The organism is Limimaricola soesokkakensis (assembly GCF_900172345.1).
Lineage (GTDB): Bacteria > Pseudomonadota > Alphaproteobacteria > Rhodobacterales > Rhodobacteraceae > Limimaricola > Limimaricola soesokkakensis.
Genome location: NZ_FWFY01000005.1, coordinates 229,544 through 246,535 on the forward strand (window position 1 = coordinate 229,544; position 16,992 = coordinate 246,535).

A 16,992-nucleotide genomic window follows, 5' to 3' on the forward strand; every position below is an offset into this window, starting at 1 on the left:
AGCGCGCGCCCCGACATGCAACTGTTGCAACCAAGCAGAATTGTCACCGGCTCTGCAAAGCAGAAGTGTCGCTGCTGGCCCCGCAAGGCGCGCAGCCGGGCAGGGCGGAGACCTCAGTTCTCGGAGACCTGACCGGCTGCGCGGGCCTGGGCGCGGCGGGCCAGCTTCGAGTTCCAGCCATCGTTGCGGCGACCGGTCTTGCGATATCCGGTGCGGGCGCTTTCGGGGCGCACCTCGGGTGCGGTTGCAGCTTGGTCCTGCTGTCGCTTGATGTGGGCCAGCACCGCGCCGAGGTGCTTGTTCTCGGTGATCGCGGCATGGGTGACACGCTGCTGATGCGGGTCGAAGATGGTGCAGGGCAGGACGATGCCCTTGTGCCGGACCTGGATGCAGCCATCGGGAAATTCGTAGGTATCGGCGTATTTGCCCACTAGTTCGCGGGTCAGCTCGTTCACCTCCAGCCGGATGCGCTTGTGGTCGTATTTCAGCGTCAGATCCTTGCTGACATAGCGCTTGTCGCGCTGGCAGAAGATCTCGACCAGTCGATCCGGCGCGACATTCAGCGGTCGGTGCAGGTTGTCCGGCCTGGCGGCGGGCTTGGCAAACTTCGCGTTGTAGCGCGCCACGAAGTCCGGCAGGAAGGCGTTCGCCGCCGCGATGTCCGAGATGCCGGCCAGACGCAGCTCCTTCACCAGCCGGTCCTGCAGCGTGCGGTTGGCGCGCTCGACACGGCCCTTGGCCTGGCTCGAATGGGCGCACAGGATCTCGATCTGCAGCTCTGCCAGGGCCCGCCCGAACTGGGTCATGCCGGTTATGTGGTCGCTGGGCTTCGGCACCCGAAACACCGAGTGCTTGTCGCTGTAGAAGGCGACCGGCCGGCCGTGTTGCACTAGGTAGCGCTCCAGTGCCTCGAAATAGCTGAACGTGCTTTCGGAGGTGACGAAGCGCAGCTCCATCAGCGTGCTGGTGGCATCGTCGATGAAGACCAGCAGCGTGCAGGGATCGCCACGATCCTCGAACCAGCGATGCTCCGAGCCATCGATCTGGATCAGCTCGCCGAAACATTCGCGGCGCAGGCGCGGCTGGTGAAAGGCCCGGCGCTGCTTGCGCGACAGCCACAAGCCGTCCGCGACCATCCACTTGCGAAGGGTCTCGCGCGAGACCGTCAGACCGTGGTCGTCCCGCAACCGTTCCGCCGCCAGCGTCGGCCCGAAATCCGCATAGCTCTCGCGGATCAACGACAGAGCATAGTCGCGCTTGGCGGTGTGGATCCGGTTGTTTGGAGCGCGCCCGCGCGCCCGGTGCCGGATCGCCGCCGCACCATCCGCACGATACCGCTTCAGCAGCCGGAAGATCTGGCGCCGGGTCAGCCCAGCAAATGCGCGCCGTTCTGGACATCGATCCGACCGTCATCGATCTGCGCCAGAACTTCGACGCGCTGCAACTCGCGCTCGCTCATCAGAACCCATCCCATGCTCAATCTCTCTGCCTGTGCTCGGTGCAGGCGAGAGTGACACTTCTGCATTGCTCGTGGGTGACACTTTAGCTTTGCTGCTACATGCAACACCTGCGCGTAAGTATCATTATGTTATGAATGTCTGCTCATCAATGAACCTCTTCGAGTACCTAGGCGACCGAGCCATGATTGGCCACGATCCATATGAGCGGTGTAGAACCGATGCCCGGGACGGTCGCTGGGTCACCCCGGGCAATGCATGGACCGTCTCTGTATCACGTATATCGCTGGTGCCAGAGGCGACCGGATGCGGTGGTTTTGGGCTGCCGGGCATGGAGCGCCGGAGATTCCGATGCCGGGCATGTTCGCTGCCATGCATCGGAAGCCTTCTACGCGTAGTCCCTGATGCGTTCAGACCGCCTGCCGCTCAACCCCGTTCCCGCTGACCTCGCCGGGGACAGACGCGTCGATGCCGGCGGCCAACAACGCAGCCGGCGGCAGGTCGTCGAGGTCGATGTGGTCGGCCACCGTGTCCCCCGTCACGCAGCAGAGCTCGACCATCTCCTGCAGCACGCCAGACAGGGCGTGGAGGTCCTCTCCGTCCCACATCTCCACCGCCGAGGCCAGATCACCCATCCGAAACCCACAGGCCCGCCATTCGAGGTCGCTCGGGCTCCACATCCGGGTCATGCGGGGGTCGACGAGGGCCGCGCGCAGCCGCGCCGCGAGATCCGGGCAGGCCGCCGCGATCTCGTCCATGGCCGGCGACAGCTCCGCCTCATCCTGCGCCTCCTGCAGCGCCCTGACGATGGTCCGGTCGGAGATGCCGTGTCCGACGACCTCCGAGATCAGTTCGCCATGCGAGATGCACACGTGGCTCCAGAACCGGATGAGGGGCCGGAGGTCGAGACGGGCCGGGTCGATCCGCAGGCTCTCGAGCACGAGATCGATGTTGGCCTGCTCGAGGCGGCTCATCTGCGCGACGTCCAGTCGCTCCATGGCAAGGTCGGTGTCCTCCCATGCAACCGCGGCGTCGGGCGGCACCGCATCCTGCCCCGGCATGGCGGTGCTGGACAGGAGGTCGGTGCGGCAGCTGTCGCGAGGTTCATCCATATCGGTCATTCACAGTTTCCTTCGTTCATTCACACAGTCATTCGTTCGCGGAATCTTGTCCGCGGTGTTTCGGTATGAGACCATGCGAACAGAGCTGAGAGTCGGGTGGTCGTGATTGGCGTCGCCGCCACCCGGCTCGCTGTCCAGCCGCAGCTGATCTGAACCTGATAATCCCACGCGGCACTTCGATCCGGCAATGGGGGTTCACTGGGCCCGATCTCGATTTATGTGGAAAACCCCCCGCGAACACGCGGGCAGAATGCAACCTTCGCCGGGCCGGATCCGCGCAGACTGTCGGCATTCCGGCACGCCGCTCCTGATCTCGGGGCTTGGCTTCAAGCGGCTCTCCTTAGCGACAGGGCGTAGTTCCGCCAAGCTACGTGCGTCGGTGGGTTGGCCGTTCTGGCGGCCCGCCAGGAGAGCGATGCCGCCCTGCAGGGTATGTGACACGCTCGCGCATCACGGCCAGGGCCGAAGGGCTGGACGCCCGCCTACGGCCGAACTAACGACCGCTTCGTCGCTTGGAAAACGCTGGCCTGGCTGCAGCCACAGCCTCCAACGTGTTTGCATGTCCAGTTTGCGCACGCTTTTCGCGTATAAAGATATGGATAACGGGTGTTTTGACCGAACAACAACAGGGGTAATGGTCTAAAATCGGCCTTCAGAGAGGTGTCGCCGATGGATCGGGGCCCCGAATGTAGGTCATCCGGGCAGGTGTTTCCCACGATTGAACAGACAAAAGCGTTTGCCTGAAAAGTGAACAACGCGAATTTCCACCCCGACAATATAGGTGAAGGCCGAAAAACGGCCCTCGAGAAACTTTTGGGTTAAAGTTTTTCGAAATATTCGAATGCTGTCGGGCGCCTTGAAGGTCGATATCTGCTGCCCGTTCGTTGGCCAGGAAAGACCAAAGCTCTCCACGTTTGCCAGACCACTCTTCGCATGCTGGGTGTCGCCAACATCTTCATCGGCCTTTCGCGGGACCGCCGTTGCTTCGGGAAAGTGTTGTCAGTCGCACGCGTGTTCCTATGGAAGAGCAGGATCCAGCACGAGCTGCGCATGCGCATCTCTTCCCCCGTCGCCTAGACGAGCAGGCGCGACCAGCTGCCATAGGAATGCCGGATCGGACCGAGCGTGACGCTTGCGGCGATCAGCACCAACCCGGCCAGGATGTCGGCGCCCTTCTGCAGCCAGTTGCCGTCCACGACCAGCGCCGCGATCACCAGCGCCGCGCCGAGGCAGATGTTGAGAAACCGAACCGGCCGCGCGCTTTCGGCCATCGCGGTCACCGCCACGGTCAGGGCAAGCGCGCCAATGAGGTGTTCGGTATCGGCAAGCCCCCCTCGGTGCAGAGTGTCAGCCGCGTGAACATCAGCCACAGCCCGACCGCCGCGCTCACGGCGAGGCCCGGGGTCACGCCGATCCCGTCGCATGCCTGTCGTCTAGGCCCGTCCCCTTCTGGAGGGACAACTTTGTCGCCCCCGGTTTTGCTGCTAGCCTGCTTCCATTGGTTGTTCGCTCGCTGAGCTGCCGCCATACGAGAGGAGATTTTCCCTCTGCGAATTGGAGGCGAATGACTTTGGACACATCAACTGGAAACCGGCTTCTCGATGGGCTTCCCAAGGCGGTCCTCACGGAACTCAGACCCTGCCTCGACGCCGTGGAACTGCCGCTCAGGTCGCGGCTCGAGTGCCACGGTCAAAACGTCACGCATACCTACTTTCCGACGGCAGGCATCGCCTCCGTGGTGGCCAGCGGTCATAAGCTTCCCGGTTCCGAGGCGGGCATGGCGGGCCACGAGGGGATGACCGGCACCTCGCTGATCCTCGGAGACGACCGTAGCATGCACGATGTCGTCGTGCAGGTCGGCGGCCAGGGATGGCGCATGGAGGCCGGCGCGTTTCGGGCTGCCATGGAAATCCCCGACTTCCGACGCCGAATGCTGCGCTATCTGCAGGCCCATATGGCGCAGATGTATGCCACTATCCTGGCTTGCAATCATGCGAAGCTGGAGACGCGCCTGGCACGCTGGCTGCTGATGTGTCACGACCGGGTGCAGGGTGACGCGTTCGAGCTGACGCATGAGTACATGGCCCTGATGCTCGGAGTTCGCCGGGCCGGCGTGACGGTGGCCCTCCATGAAATCGAAGGCCGGGGTTACATTCGCTCGACCCGCGGTCTTGTTGAAATTCGGGACAGAGAAGCCATGGAGATGTCGACCGACGGGTTCTATGGTGCCCCGGAACTCGAGTATGACCGGCTCCTCGGAGCCAAGGGCTGCACCGAACAGCCGCTCCGTGCCGAAGTATAGCCTCGCAGCAAGCCGCGATCGTTTGTCATGAGTTACGCCCTCTATATCGGGTCCGACCTGTGCGCCTCAGGCCATGGCTGGCTTGCGGGTTACGGCGATGAGCCCTCTGGCCACTGGCTGGAGGTGGTGCCCTGCCGCAGCCACGCCACGGACAGCACGATCACAGTCGGCGTCACGGCCGAGGCCGCCCTGCCTGACCAGTTGAGCACGTTCCCGCAAGTGCCCCGGACGGCGCGCTACATGGGCGTGAACTACAGCCACTATCTCGGTGCGCCGCCACCGCTCATCAATGGCGGCGTGAACCAGCACGGCGTCGCGGTGCGCGATGTCTGGTCTCCCTCCCGGCCCGAGCTCGTGGCGATGACCCCACCCGATCAGAGGGGGCCGAACTACTCGGATCTCTCGAAGATCGTGCTGGAGCGCGCCCGGACCGCGCGGGAGGGCGTCGAGATCATCGGCGCGCTGATAGCCACGCATGGTCACAGCAGCTATGGCGGCAACTCGCACCTGATCGCCGATGCCCGCGAAGGCTGGGTGGTGATCGAGTTCGCCGGGGGTCTGGGGCTCTGGGTGGCCGAACGGCTTGGGCCCCAGAGCATTCGCGCCCTGCGGCCGGGCTGGATCGGCCTGATCCTGCAGGAAGCGGGCGAAGACGTGCTGTTCCCTGAACACTTCCTCGAGACCGCGCAGAGGCTCGGGTGGCACATGGTAGGCGACGCCTTCGACGTGAACCGGGTTTTCGGCGATGGACGAGGACGGCGTCCCGGCGTGGCGTGGATCGAGGACGAGATCGCCAGGCGCGCGGCCCGCTCCGGCGGGCTGGGGCTCGAGGACATGATCTGGGCCGTGTCGACCCCGCGGCTGACCGGCGACAGCGCCGGGTATGGGCAGATCGTGCCCCTCACCGCCGAGACGCCCGAGATGCTGCGCATGATGTGGCACGCCCCGGTCGGGCCCGTCACCGCGCCCCTGGTGCCAGTTTACCTGGGCATCGAGCGCATGCCTCCCGAATACGGTCGTCATCGCTATCTCGGACGTGGTGAGAGCGCGCGCTTCATTGATCGCGTGCACGAGGTGACGGGGGCCGAGGCCATCTCCGACATCCCACAGGGCGCCGCCTCTACCCGCTCAGCGGTCGCGGTGTTCAAGCGGCTGATGCATCTGGCCTTCCAAGGCGGCGATGCGTGGGTTGCGGAGGTTTCGACGCATTGGCGGGCCGTGGAGCGCGGCCTGGCGGCGGAACTGGCGGATGTGCAGCGCAGCGCCGCAATACTCGCCGACGCCGGGGCGCCCGAACTGGCGCGGCGCCTGCTGACCGAACATGTGGAGACTCGGCTGCTGCGTGTACTGGCGGAGGCGGAAGCGCTGGCCGCCGGCTACGAGGCACGGCTGCGCGCCGGGGCCGGCCTCAACATGAGCACCATGCCCCGCCTGCCCGACCAGATCTGGTAAGCAGGCGTGGCCCACATCGCCCGATCAGGATGCCACGTTCCGAAAGAGCTTCCCAACCATTTCGGAAGCCGCATGTCGGGGGCACGCGCGCTCCCTGACGGTAGAACCGGACAGCACAAGGCGGCAAGGCTCAGCGGCCGGACTAATGCCCGTCGAGAAGACCCACCTGATTGCCCTCGGGATCGAAGATCTCGGCGTAGCGCAGGGTTTCGAACCCTTCGATCCTGACCGGCTGCGGCACCTCGATCCGCAGTTTCGCCAGCCGCGCGCTTTCGGTCTCGAGGTCGGCTACGTGCAAGGTGACTGTCGTGCTCCCCGCCCCTTCCGGGCTATCAAGGACTTGAAGCAGAACGCCGTCGCGAAGGTCCCACTCGCGGCATGACGGCATCGGCTCGCGGTCCCAGTGACGTCCGACTAGCCGTGTCCACCAATCGGATTGGGCATCGAAATCCGCCGCGTTGATGCTGAGATAGATGGCAGTCACGTTCATGCTCGTGCTCCCTTGTCCGAAAGCCTTGTTTCCGGGTCTGCGGTATTCGGACGCTGCTCCAGCGCCGCTTGCCGGTCATCATGCGCCGACGTCTTGCCAAGATCACGCGGACAGATCTCAGGTGGCAGCGCACAGGCATTCGCGTTCTCGACCGAGGGACCAGAAAAGATCACCGCCGTACGCCCAAACAAGCGTCTGAACCCCACACAGCAAGCTGTATCGGTCCCCGTCTTTTTCCCGTTCCAGTTGGATGGAATCCTGTCATACTCAAATGGCGTGATTTCCGGCTTCGGTGCGATCGGGCGACACCTCCTCGAGCTGGACGGTCGGAATCGAGGTCAAAATGACGAAGCTCGTCACATGCCTGTGGTTCGATTGGGGCGAGGCGCGCAACGCTGCCGAGTTCTATGCCCGGACCTTTCCCGACAGCCATCTGGATCGCGTGAATGCGGCCCCCGCGGATTTTCCCGGCGGCAAGGAGGCCGACGAGCTCACCGTCGAGTTCACCGTGCTCGGCCGCGCCTTCCTGGGGCTCAACGGCGGGCCGACCTTCGTGCCGAACGAGGCGGTCAGCTTCGTGGTGGTGACCGAGACCCAGGACGAAACCGACCGCTACTGGAACGCGATCATCGGCAATGGCGGAACGCCGAGCGCCTGCGGCTGGTGCAAGGACCGCTGGGGGCATTCGTGGCAGATCACGCCACGGCGGCTGCTGGACCTGACCAACAGCGCCGAGCGCGACGTCGCGCGCCGCGCCTTCGAAGCGATGATGACCATGGGCGAGATCGACATTGCCGCGCTCGAGGCGGCGGTCGGAGAATCCCGAAAGGAGATTTGACATGTCTTACGTCGACGGTTTCGTGTTGGCCGTTCCCACCGCGAACAAGCAGAAGTTCATCGACCACGCCAGGCTGGGCGACAGCGTCTTCATGGATTTGGGCGCGTCCCGCGTGACCGAATGCTGGGGCGACGACGTGCCCGAGGGCAAGGTCACGGATTTTCGCAGGGCGGTGCAGGCCACCGACGACGAGACCATCGTCCTGTCCTGGATCGAGTGGCCGGACAAGGGCGTGCGCGACGCGGCCCATGCCAAGATGACCGAGTGGATGAACAACCCCGAGACCGGCGATCCGCGCATGGATCCCGACAAGAACCCGATGCCCTTCGATGGCATGCGGCTGATCTTTGGAGGCTTCATGCCCGTTGTCGACCTGGGGAAAGCGCATTTCAAGACGGAGGCGTGACAGCATCTAGTATAATCCAGATCACAGAAGGCTTCGAGGCAAGATCTGGATATCCTCCGGTCCAGGACCACGAGCTGCGCTGCCCCCGGCACGCATCTGGGGTTTGCCTTCGAATTGCGGACTTGCCGAGATCGACGCTAGAGCACCTGTGGCGCTTCTAGCGCCCCGTGAGAGCGATGGCATGGGCCTATCCTTTCGCGTCGTCCAACCGCGCGTCCTGCGCGCTAGGTCTTTTCGCATGAGCGCGTTCTGTCCGACCTGCTGGTCCAGAGGGCTGGGTCTGGCTGATGATCCCGCTGCTGTGCCTGCTTCTGCTCCACTTCGGGGACCAGAATGGCAGGCCATGCGAGATGGCAGTGCGCCTCGCCGGCGGGGCCCTGGTGGCCCTCATCATGATTGCCATGGGTCCTTGGTGACGGGCGAGAGCCTGTAGATGTTATCCCATGCGGGACTTCCCGTCTCGATGGTCGCGCCTTCTCCGCAGCGGGCTCGCATGGTCGTCCGGAAACCTGCAGCTCGCACCTTCAGCGCTGTCGCAACCTCTTTTTCAGTCACCGAGATCCATCGCGGTAGGGCAGCCTGATAGGTCCGACCCGGCGCATAGAACTGGAGGTCCCTGTCAGCGCCTTTGGGACATATGAGTTGATTTTGTAACGGAGGGTTTCTGGCTCATCGTAGCCACCGAGGAGTGGAGATGAGACAGAAACCTGGAACAGCCAGACCGAAGGCGGAGTCGCGGGTGAAGGACATCCGTCGATGCACGCGGTGGCCGTACTGCGGTTTGCCTGCCGCGACGTGCAGCGCCGCATCCGACAGCTTTGCCAACGTTGCTTTCGCCAAGGAGTATCGAGAGGCTTTCGCTGCTGAGCCAATCCTTGACCAGATAGTTATTGGTCAGCGGCACCTTGTAGTTCTCCGCGCCGATGTTGCCCCGGCAGATCTCTTCGACGCGGGCCAGCTAACGGAGGACACAGTCCGATCTCATTGATTTAAGCTCGACCGCCCGGGCGCCGAGCCGCGCAGTCGCAACCCAGCCGTGGCTTGTGCGGCGTCAGTCGGACGACCGCTTGCCTTTCCTGCCTTTGCCCTTGTTGTCATGCTTATGGTCAGCTTTATCGCCGTCCCGGTCGCGACTCCGACCTTTCTTGTCATCGTCATTATTATAGTCGGCTTTGTCGCGGCCCTTGCCACGGCCCTTCTTTTGGTCGTCATCGTCATTCTCGGCTTTGTCGCCGCCGCCACCTTGACCCTTTCCGGACCACTTCCTGTCGCCTTGGTGATCATCATCATACTTTTCGGCATGATCGCGAACCCGAACGAAATCCTTGGGCTTGCTGCGAATTCGATAGCGGGGCCGGTCGTCGTCCGCGTCCGCCTTCTCATACTCCTTTTTCAGAATCCTGAGCTTCCTATCGTAGACGACCTCCACCTTCCTGCCGTTTTTGACGGCTTCCACCTTGTATTGGGTGGGACCCTCCTTGATCTCGACTCGGGTATACTCAGCGGCTCGATACTTCTGCATGAGCATCTCCCCCTTCGGCGAAGCGAGGGCGGGCGTCGCTCCGAGAGCGACGAAAGCTGTCGCAGCCATGAATACCTTGCGCATGTTTCCAACCCTTCATGAAAATCACCCGACCTTGATAGCAGCCCATGGCAACGCGCAGAGGCCCTCGACACCGCGCACCTGGGGCAAATGACGCGATTGGCCTGGATCAGATAGGGCACAAATGGTGCGACCGCCCACCGACGGTATCGGTGCGCCAAAGTGGGGTTGCAACAAACCACATTGGAGGGCGGCCACATCATAAAAGCCCGTTCCGGCTCACACTTTGGCCGGCCGCGATCAAATCCGTCCTTAGAATCAAGGCAGGAAATGGCGCATTCCTGCATTGGCCTTATCCAAGACGCATTGCGGCCAAGCACAACATATCAAGCAATCGAAACTGTTCCCCGGTCGCCAAAACCACACTTATCGATCTGCGGTGATCAACGATAAATTTAGCGACGATCTAAGCGGCTTGAATAAATCGGATACCTCCGCCCGGATACCGGAGAAGAACGATTCGCGCGGAGATCGAATCAAAAAAATCTAATGCTTCAAATCAACATGCCGCGCAAACGCAGATCCGACACCTCAGGGGTGTATTCGGGCTTCCTCAAGGTTACCGCAAGGAACAATCTGCAAGATACATAAAGCTAATATTATTAGTGACTTAGTCCGCATTTGCGCCATGCGTATTAACACCTATAGATGAGTGTACTTTTCGAAGTTCGAGTCTAAGGCTGCTCGCACTGGCAAGTGATTTTTTAGACAGAAGCAAACCAGGCCGCGAAACACTTCGTGGCCCCTTGCCTTTCTGTCTGTACCAATCCGAGGGGATTGATCCATGGTTACCAATTTCATTGTCAACAAGCATGATCTCCAGTTCATTTTGCAGCAGATCAAGATTTCCGAGGCTCATGCGTCGGGTACCGATATCACCGAGGCAATCCGGCAGGTCTACGGCGTCGACGCCGAGGACGCGGCGCTGTTGCCCGCGGGCCTGCGCACCGTCGATGGGACGCTGAACAATCTGCTGCCTGGACAGGCGCATTTCGGCGCAGCCCAGACCAAGTTTCCTCGGCTGCTCGATCCCGTCTACAGGAACGACAACGACGGCGACTCTATCGATTTCGACGGCCCCGGCCCCTCCCCCGCCATTACCAATACCGACTATGGCGTCATCGACGGTCAGGGCCATGTGGGCACCGGTACCGTGGTGGACGCCGACCCGCGTACCATCTCGAACCTCATCGCCACACAGGATGTCTCGAACCCCGCCGCGATCCGCGCGGCGCTGAAGCTCGCGGGTGTCGAGGGTCCCGCCCAGACGGCGGCCACCAACGCGATCAGTGCCGCTTACCGGGCTACGCTGAACGCCAATGGCGCGAATGCCGAGGTGGCTGCTGCCACGGCAGTGGTTGCAGAGGCCAGTGCCGACGCCTCTGCAGCCAACGCCGCCCTCGCCGCGGCCACTGCGCTGCAGGCGCTCTACGCCGCGGGCCTGTCCGCGGCGGAGGGGCTTCCAGCGACGATGACCACCGCCCAGACCGCGGTGCAGGACCTGATCGCCGCGCTTCGCATGATCACCGACGAACCAGCCCCGGTTCTGGAGTTCAACCTCAGCCCACCGGACCAGGCGGCCTTTACCAATATGGCCGCATACAATGAGGCGCACGCCGATTGGCTCGCGTCCGATCAGACCGCTTCCGAACCACAGCTGCTCGACTTCCTCGACAGCGACGGATTCAATGCGGCAACGACAGAGTTCAACAACGCGCAATCAGCCCATACCGCCGCCGAAGAGAAATACGACACCGATTTCGCCGCCTACAGCGCCACCATGGCCACCGCGAGCCTCGCCCTCGAAGCGGCCATGAGGGCCGTTGAAAATGCCGAAACGGCGGCCGGGAATGTCGTGACCGCGCTCGGCGACAGCACAACAAATGGCGCTCTGACTCTCTTTGGCCAAACAACCGACCTCCGCACCACGATCGAGGGGATTGCCGCAGACACCCTCGATCCGAACGACGCGACGACGCTTTCGGATGCCCTCGCCGATTTCACCGGCGCACCGGGGCTCGCGCAGTCGAACATAGATGACCTCGGCGCGCTCAAGAGCATCGCGGACACGGACCTCGCCGCCGCCCAGTCGGAAGCAGATGACGCCTCGGCCGTGCTCGAGGCCGCCAATGTCGAGCTCGCGACCGCCCAAGACGCCGCCAACACGTCGGGCACGCCTGAGCAAGCCGCGGCGGCTCTGCAGGACCGGCTCGACCAGTTCGGCATTCAGGTCGGCGAGGACGGCGGGCTGATCATTGAGAACCAGTCGCCCGACATCGGTCTCTCGGCCTCCTTCAACACCGCCATGACGATCTTCGGCCAGTTCTTCGACCACGGTCTCGATCTCGTCAACAAGGGCGGCAATGGTACGGTCTATATCCCGCTCAAGGCCGACGATCCGCTGATTGCGGGCGCCGACAAGGTATTCGGCACGGCCGACGATCTGCCTGAGCACCTGCGCTTCATGACGCTGACCCGCGCCACCCCGACCTGGGACGCCGACGGCACCGCGCAGCACGTCAACGCCACCACCCCATGGGTCGACCAGAACCAGACCTATACCTCGCACGCCTCGCATCAGGTCTTCCTCCGCGAGTATGTTCGCAAGAATATCGGCGACGGCGAGAAGGCCTATTCCACCGGTCACCTGCTCGACGGCAGGGCCAGCTCCGGCTTCGGCAACAAGGACGGCGCCCTTGCCAACTGGGGAGAAGTCAAGGCGCAGGCGCTCTCGATGCTCGGCATCCGCCTGCAGGACACCGACGTGCACCGCGTTCCGCTGCTGCTGACCGACCAGTACGGTAACCTGATCATGGGAAACCAGGGCTATGCCCAGCTGGTGATGGCGCCCGATGATGACCATGCCGAAACCTGGCTGAAGGAGGGCACCGCCCAGGGTGTCACCACCGAGGGCAGCTTCGCCAGTGGCGTCGCCTTCCTGGCCGACATCGCCCACACCGCCGTTCCCACCGACCTGCTCGACGCGAACGGCGAGGTCCGAACGGTCGATCATGACCGCAATCCGGGCACGCCCGAAGTGCCCGTTACCGCGATCGCAGCCGATGGCGACGACGTGGCCGGCAACGCGGTGGGCACAAACCAGCGCGGCCAGATCACCGAGTATGACAACGAGCTTCTCGACAGGCACTTCATCTCGGGCGACGGCCGGGGCAACGAGAACATCGGCCTGACCGCGATTCACACCGTGTTCCACTCGGAGCACAACCGCGTCGTCGAAGCCAACAAGCAGACCATCCTCGACAGCGGCGATCGGGCCTTCATCAACGAGTGGCTGCTGGTCGATCTCGGCCCGAACGATCCGATCCCGACCAGCGTGAACGACCCGGCGCTCGAATGGGACGGGGCGCGCCTGTTCCAGGCCGGGCGCTTCTCGACCGAGATGCAGTACCAGCACATGGTCTTCGAAGAGTTCGCGCGACGCATCCAGCCCGCCATCGATCCTTTCGTGTTCACCAACACCGCCGATATCGACGGCTCGATCATCGCCGAGTTCGCCCACACCGTGTACCGGTTCGGTCACTCGATGCTGAACGGCTCGGTCGACCGGCTCGACAACGATCTCGGCGTCGTCGGTGGCGGCGATCAGCTCTCCCTGATCGAGGCCTTTCTGAACCCGGTCGAATATCTCGACGGCGGCACGGACGTCGCAGCCATTCAGGGCGCGCTGTTGCGCGGCATGTCGCGCGACGTCGGCAACGAGATCGACGAGTTCGTCGTCCCGGCGCTGCAGTCGAACCTCCTCGGCCTGCCGCTCGATCTCGCCGCGCTCAACATCGCCCGCGGCCGCGAGACCGGCGTGCCGTCGCTCAACGAGACCCGCGCGCAGCTCTCCGATGATTTCGGCCTGCCGGACCTGAAGCCCTACACGAGCTGGAACGATTTCGTCCAAAACATCAAGAACCCGCTCTCGGTGATCAATTTCATTGCCGCCTACGGGACCCACGCCACGATCGAGAATGCCGGGACGCTGCAGGCGAAGCGCGATGCGGCCACCTTGCTCGTCCTTGGCGGCGCCGGGGCACCGGAGGACCGGATCGATTTCCTCAACGCCCGCGGTGACTATGTCAGCGAGAAGGGGGGGCTCGACAATGTCGACCTCTGGATTGGCGGCCTCGCCGAACGTCTGAACGAATTCGGCGGCATGCTGGGCTCGACCTTCAACTTCATCTTCGAATACCAGATGGAGCGCCTGCAGAACGGCGACCGGTTCTACTACCTGTCCCGCACGCAGGGTCTGAACATGCTCAACCAGCTTGAGCAGAACACGTTCTCCGACATCATCATGCGCAACAGCGATCTCGGCGATAAGTACGCGACGCATCTGAGCTCGCATATCTTCGTCACGCCCGACATGATCCTCGAGTTGGACCGCGGGATCGCTCAGGAGGACTACAACCCCGACGACACTTCCCCCAATCGCTCCGGTTTCGATCCGGTGTGGGACGATCCGATCCTGCAATCGCTCGATCCCAAGGTGACCCGCTCCTACAGCGGCGTGACCGCGGATGGCGGCCACGACGTCGGCGGGACGCTGCGCTTCCGCGGCGGCGAACACGTGGTGATCGGCGGCACCGAGGGTAATGACCGGCTGATTTCCGACATCGGCGACGACACCATCTGGGGCGATGGCGGCGACGACTACATCAACAGCGGCCAAGGCGCCGACGAAGTTTATGGCGGCGATGGCGACGACATCATCGAGGATCCGTTCGGGGAGAATTTCCTGCGCGGCAACGCCGGCAACGACGTCATCTCCACGGCGCGGGGCTTCACGCTGGCCTTCGGCAACGAGGGGAGCGACGCGATCTTCCTCGGCCAGGATGCAGCCGAAGCCTTCGGCGACGAGGGGAACGACTTCATCCTTGGCAGCTCCGGCCCCGACCTGCTGCACGGCGGTGAGGGCGACGACTGGATCGAGGGTGGCGAAGGCTTCGACGTCATCGCCGGCGAGAACTCGGAGTTGTTCTTCAACTCCTCGATCATCGGCCACGACGTTGCCTGGGGTCAGGGCAACGACCAGGACTACGATCTGGAATCGGGGGACGACATCGCCCTGTCGGGCATCGGCGTCCAGCGCTTCGAAGGCATGTTCGGATTCGACTGGAGCACGGCCAAGTTCGATGTCGCCGGTGTCGACCACGACATGGCGATCCCGATCTTCACCACCGACCCGCAGCAGATCCTGCGCGATCGCTTCGACCAGATGGAGGCCCTGTCGGGCTGGAAGTTCGATGACAGGCTTGCGGGCGACGACCGCGGACAAATTCTCGGCGGTGTCGGACCGGGCGCCGAGGCGGAAGCGAGCTTCACCGACCACATTCTCACCCAAGAAGGTATCGATCGCATCGACGGCCTTGAGGAGTGGATGGGCGGCGCGCGGGAGACGCTCTTCGGCGCCGTCCCGGGCGCAGACGTCTCGAGCTACCGTGACGGTAACATCCTGATGGGCGGCAACGGCAACGACATCATCATGGGGCGCGGCGGTTATGATCTCATCGACGGCGATGCCTGGCTGAACGTGCGGATCCGCATCATGGTCGGCGGCACCGAGTATACCGCCGAGTCGCTCACCACCGACACGATGGTGGCGGGGGCGAAGGCCGGTCGGGTCTACAATGTCGAGACTGGCGAGCTTGCCTTCGGGGGACGCTCGCTCAAGTCGCTCCTGCTCGACCGAACCATCAAGCCTGGCGACATGAGCATCGTGCGCGAGATCAAGTATGACGACACCCCGCAGAACAACATCGACACCGCCGTGTTCCGCGGCACCTTCGCCGAGTACAGGATCGAAGGCCGCGGCCACTTCATCGACTTCAACGGGGATGGCGACTTCGATGATCCGGGCGAGGACGTCGCGCAGGCCGCTTACGACCTGAACGGCGACGGTTTCATCGCCGTCACCGATCTCGACGATGGCAGGACAGGCGCGATCGTCGATGGGGTCGCGTTGCCGACGCGCAACCAGCTCACCGATGACACGGATCTGCTGAAGAACATCGAGATGCTGCAGTTCTCCGATCAGACGATCGACATCCGCAACGCCGCCAATGGCACCAACCAGCGGGCGACGGGTCTCGTGGAGATTGCAGATCCGACCCAGCTGCTCGGCGGTGTGACGCCCTTCGTGGGCCAGGTGCTGAGCGCGGCGGCCTTCGACCTTGCTGACGCCGACGGCCTGACGCTTGGGACGAACGGCCTGCCCCAGGGGTTCCAGATCGAATGGCAGTCCATGCTGGGCGGCAAGCCGACCTGGACCACGGTGGCGAACAACCAGATCGAGTACACGGTGCGCGAGACCGACATCGAGGGCAGCCTCCGCGCGGTGGCCGTCTTCAAGGACAACAATGGCATCACCGAGCGGGTCTACTCCGCCGCAACTGCGACGCCGACTGCCCCCTTCTCGGTCGAGGAGAATGCGGCTCCGGGCACGATGGTGACCACCCAGATACCGCCCACCCACGAAGGGGAAGCCGGGCAGTTCCATCAGATCCGTGCGGGCATCGATGCCGGCGGCCGGTTCGAGGTGGTCCAGAGCGGGCAGGACTTTCTGGGCAACCCGCTCTACCAGCTGGTCGTCGCCGGCGGAGACATGGATTACGAGTTCCAGGACGCCTTCCAGATCGTCGACAACCAGTACCAGATCGTGATCGACACCTATGATCTCGATCCGGCAGCGGGCGGCGATCTCATCGACAGCCGCGAGTTCACGATCCTTCTGCAGGACGTCGTCGAAGCGCCGCCTGCCATCGTTCTCTCGATCTCCGACGCGCCGATGCAGGTCGAGACCGGCAACACGGGAACCACCAACCTGGCCTTCGGCCTGAGCGTGGGCAATACCGGCTTCACCGGCAATCTGACGGTGAGCTTCAGCGTCGGTGCGGCAGCCGCCCAGACCCAGATCGTCAGCTTCACGGGCGGGATCGGCATGCTGACCGTGCCGGTCGCCAATGACGATGTCGACGACGGCGACGAGATGGTGGAGGTCACCCTGACCGGCGCCACCGGGACCGGTGCGGCGGTGACGCTCGGCACCGCGACCGCCGGCGGCATGGTCACCGAGGACGACGTGGCGCCCCCGCCTGTCGACGTCCTTCTGTCGATCACCAACGCGCCGACGCTGGGCGAGACCGGCGACACCGGGACCACCGATCTCGCCTTCGGGCTGAGCCTGGACAACACCACCTTCAGCGGCGATCTGACGGTGACCTACAACGCCGGCTCGGCGACGAACCAGACCCAGGCCGTCAGCTTCGCGGCTGGCATCGGCACGCTGACCGTGCAGGTCGCCAATGACGATGTCGA

General features: G+C 63.5%; 9 protein-coding genes and 1 pseudogene. 5 read left to right on the forward strand and 5 right to left on the reverse strand.

From position 1 onward, the window contains the following. Positions 1–113 precede the first annotated feature (113 nt). The 3 genes and pseudogenes from LOS8367_RS10715 to LOS8367_RS10730 all read right to left on the reverse strand — a co-directional run bounded on the left by LOS8367_RS10715 (position 114) and on the right by LOS8367_RS10730 (position 3,864). Positions 114–1,474, reverse strand: a pseudogene (locus tag LOS8367_RS10715) (ISNCY family transposase). A 393-nt stretch (positions 1,475–1,867) separates the two neighbouring features. Then, entirely contained in the window at positions 1,868–2,578 is a 711-nt protein-coding gene (locus LOS8367_RS10720; RefSeq protein ID WP_085896500.1) for a hypothetical protein, read from the reverse strand. Positions 2,579–3,651: 1,073 nt separating this feature from the next. Next, entirely contained in the window at positions 3,652–3,864 is a 213-nt protein-coding gene (locus tag LOS8367_RS10730) for a hypothetical protein (RefSeq protein ID WP_085896502.1), read from the reverse strand. A gap of 278 nt (positions 3,865–4,142) precedes the next feature. Between LOS8367_RS10730 and LOS8367_RS10735 the strand changes: the two genes are divergently transcribed. Together LOS8367_RS10735 and LOS8367_RS10740 are read left to right on the forward strand one after the other, a co-directional pair. Beyond that, the gene (locus LOS8367_RS10735) at positions 4,143–4,880 is read left to right on the forward strand and encodes a Crp/Fnr family transcriptional regulator (protein ID WP_085896503.1); all 738 of its coding nucleotides are present in this window, start codon (positions 4,143–4,145) and stop codon (positions 4,878–4,880) included. 27 nt (positions 4,881–4,907) lie between these two features. Further along, entirely contained in the window at positions 4,908–6,332 is a 1,425-nt protein-coding gene (locus LOS8367_RS10740; protein ID WP_085896504.1) for a C69 family dipeptidase, read from the forward strand. A 142-nt stretch (positions 6,333–6,474) separates the two neighbouring features. Here LOS8367_RS10740 and LOS8367_RS10745 read toward each other — a convergent pair whose 3' ends face one another. After that, positions 6,475–6,822: a VOC family protein gene (locus LOS8367_RS10745; protein ID WP_085896505.1), complete on the reverse strand. Its 348-nt coding sequence runs from the start codon at positions 6,820–6,822 to the stop codon at positions 6,475–6,477. 343 nt (positions 6,823–7,165) lie between these two features. On the opposite strand from LOS8367_RS10745, the gene LOS8367_RS10750 reads away from it, so the two are divergent. Next, a complete protein-coding gene (locus tag LOS8367_RS10750; RefSeq protein WP_085896530.1) occupies positions 7,166–7,660 on the forward strand; it encodes a VOC family protein in 495 nt (164 codons plus the stop codon). Between the two features lies 1 nt (position 7,661). After that, positions 7,662–8,066 carry a DUF1428 domain-containing protein gene (locus LOS8367_RS10755; RefSeq protein WP_085896506.1) on the forward strand — a complete coding sequence of 135 codons (405 nt, stop codon included), beginning with the start codon at positions 7,662–7,664 and terminating at the stop codon, positions 8,064–8,066. Between the two features lie 1,051 nt (positions 8,067–9,117). Here the strand turns inward: LOS8367_RS10755 and LOS8367_RS10760 are convergent. Continuing rightward, positions 9,118–9,672, reverse strand: a complete 555-nt coding sequence (locus LOS8367_RS10760; RefSeq protein WP_085896507.1) for a PepSY domain-containing protein — start codon at positions 9,670–9,672, stop codon at positions 9,118–9,120. 781 nt (positions 9,673–10,453) lie between these two features. Between LOS8367_RS10760 and LOS8367_RS10765 the strand changes: the two genes are divergently transcribed. Then, positions 10,454–16,992 (forward strand): peroxidase family protein (locus tag LOS8367_RS10765; RefSeq protein WP_085896508.1); only part of this gene is annotated, 6,539 nt, incomplete at its 3' end.

What these genes read in the sequence shown, in the direction of transcription:
- LOS8367_RS10720 (WP_085896500.1), bottom strand. Translation starts at nt 2,578, where the DNA reads ATGACCGATATGGATGAACCTCGCGACAGCTGCCGCACCGACCTCCTG.
- LOS8367_RS10735 (WP_085896503.1), top strand. Translation starts at nt 4,143, where the DNA reads ATGACTTTGGACACATCAACTGGAAACCGGCTTCTCGATGGGCTTCCC.
- LOS8367_RS10740 (WP_085896504.1), top strand. Translation starts at nt 4,908, where the DNA reads ATGAGTTACGCCCTCTATATCGGGTCCGACCTGTGCGCCTCAGGCCAT.
- LOS8367_RS10745 (WP_085896505.1), bottom strand. Translation starts at nt 6,822, where the DNA reads ATGAACGTGACTGCCATCTATCTCAGCATCAACGCGGCGGATTTCGAT.
- LOS8367_RS10750 (WP_085896530.1), top strand. Translation starts at nt 7,166, where the DNA reads ATGACGAAGCTCGTCACATGCCTGTGGTTCGATTGGGGCGAGGCGCGC.
- LOS8367_RS10755 (WP_085896506.1), top strand. Translation starts at nt 7,662, where the DNA reads ATGTCTTACGTCGACGGTTTCGTGTTGGCCGTTCCCACCGCGAACAAG.
- LOS8367_RS10760 (WP_085896507.1), bottom strand. Translation starts at nt 9,672, where the DNA reads ATGCGCAAGGTATTCATGGCTGCGACAGCTTTCGTCGCTCTCGGAGCG.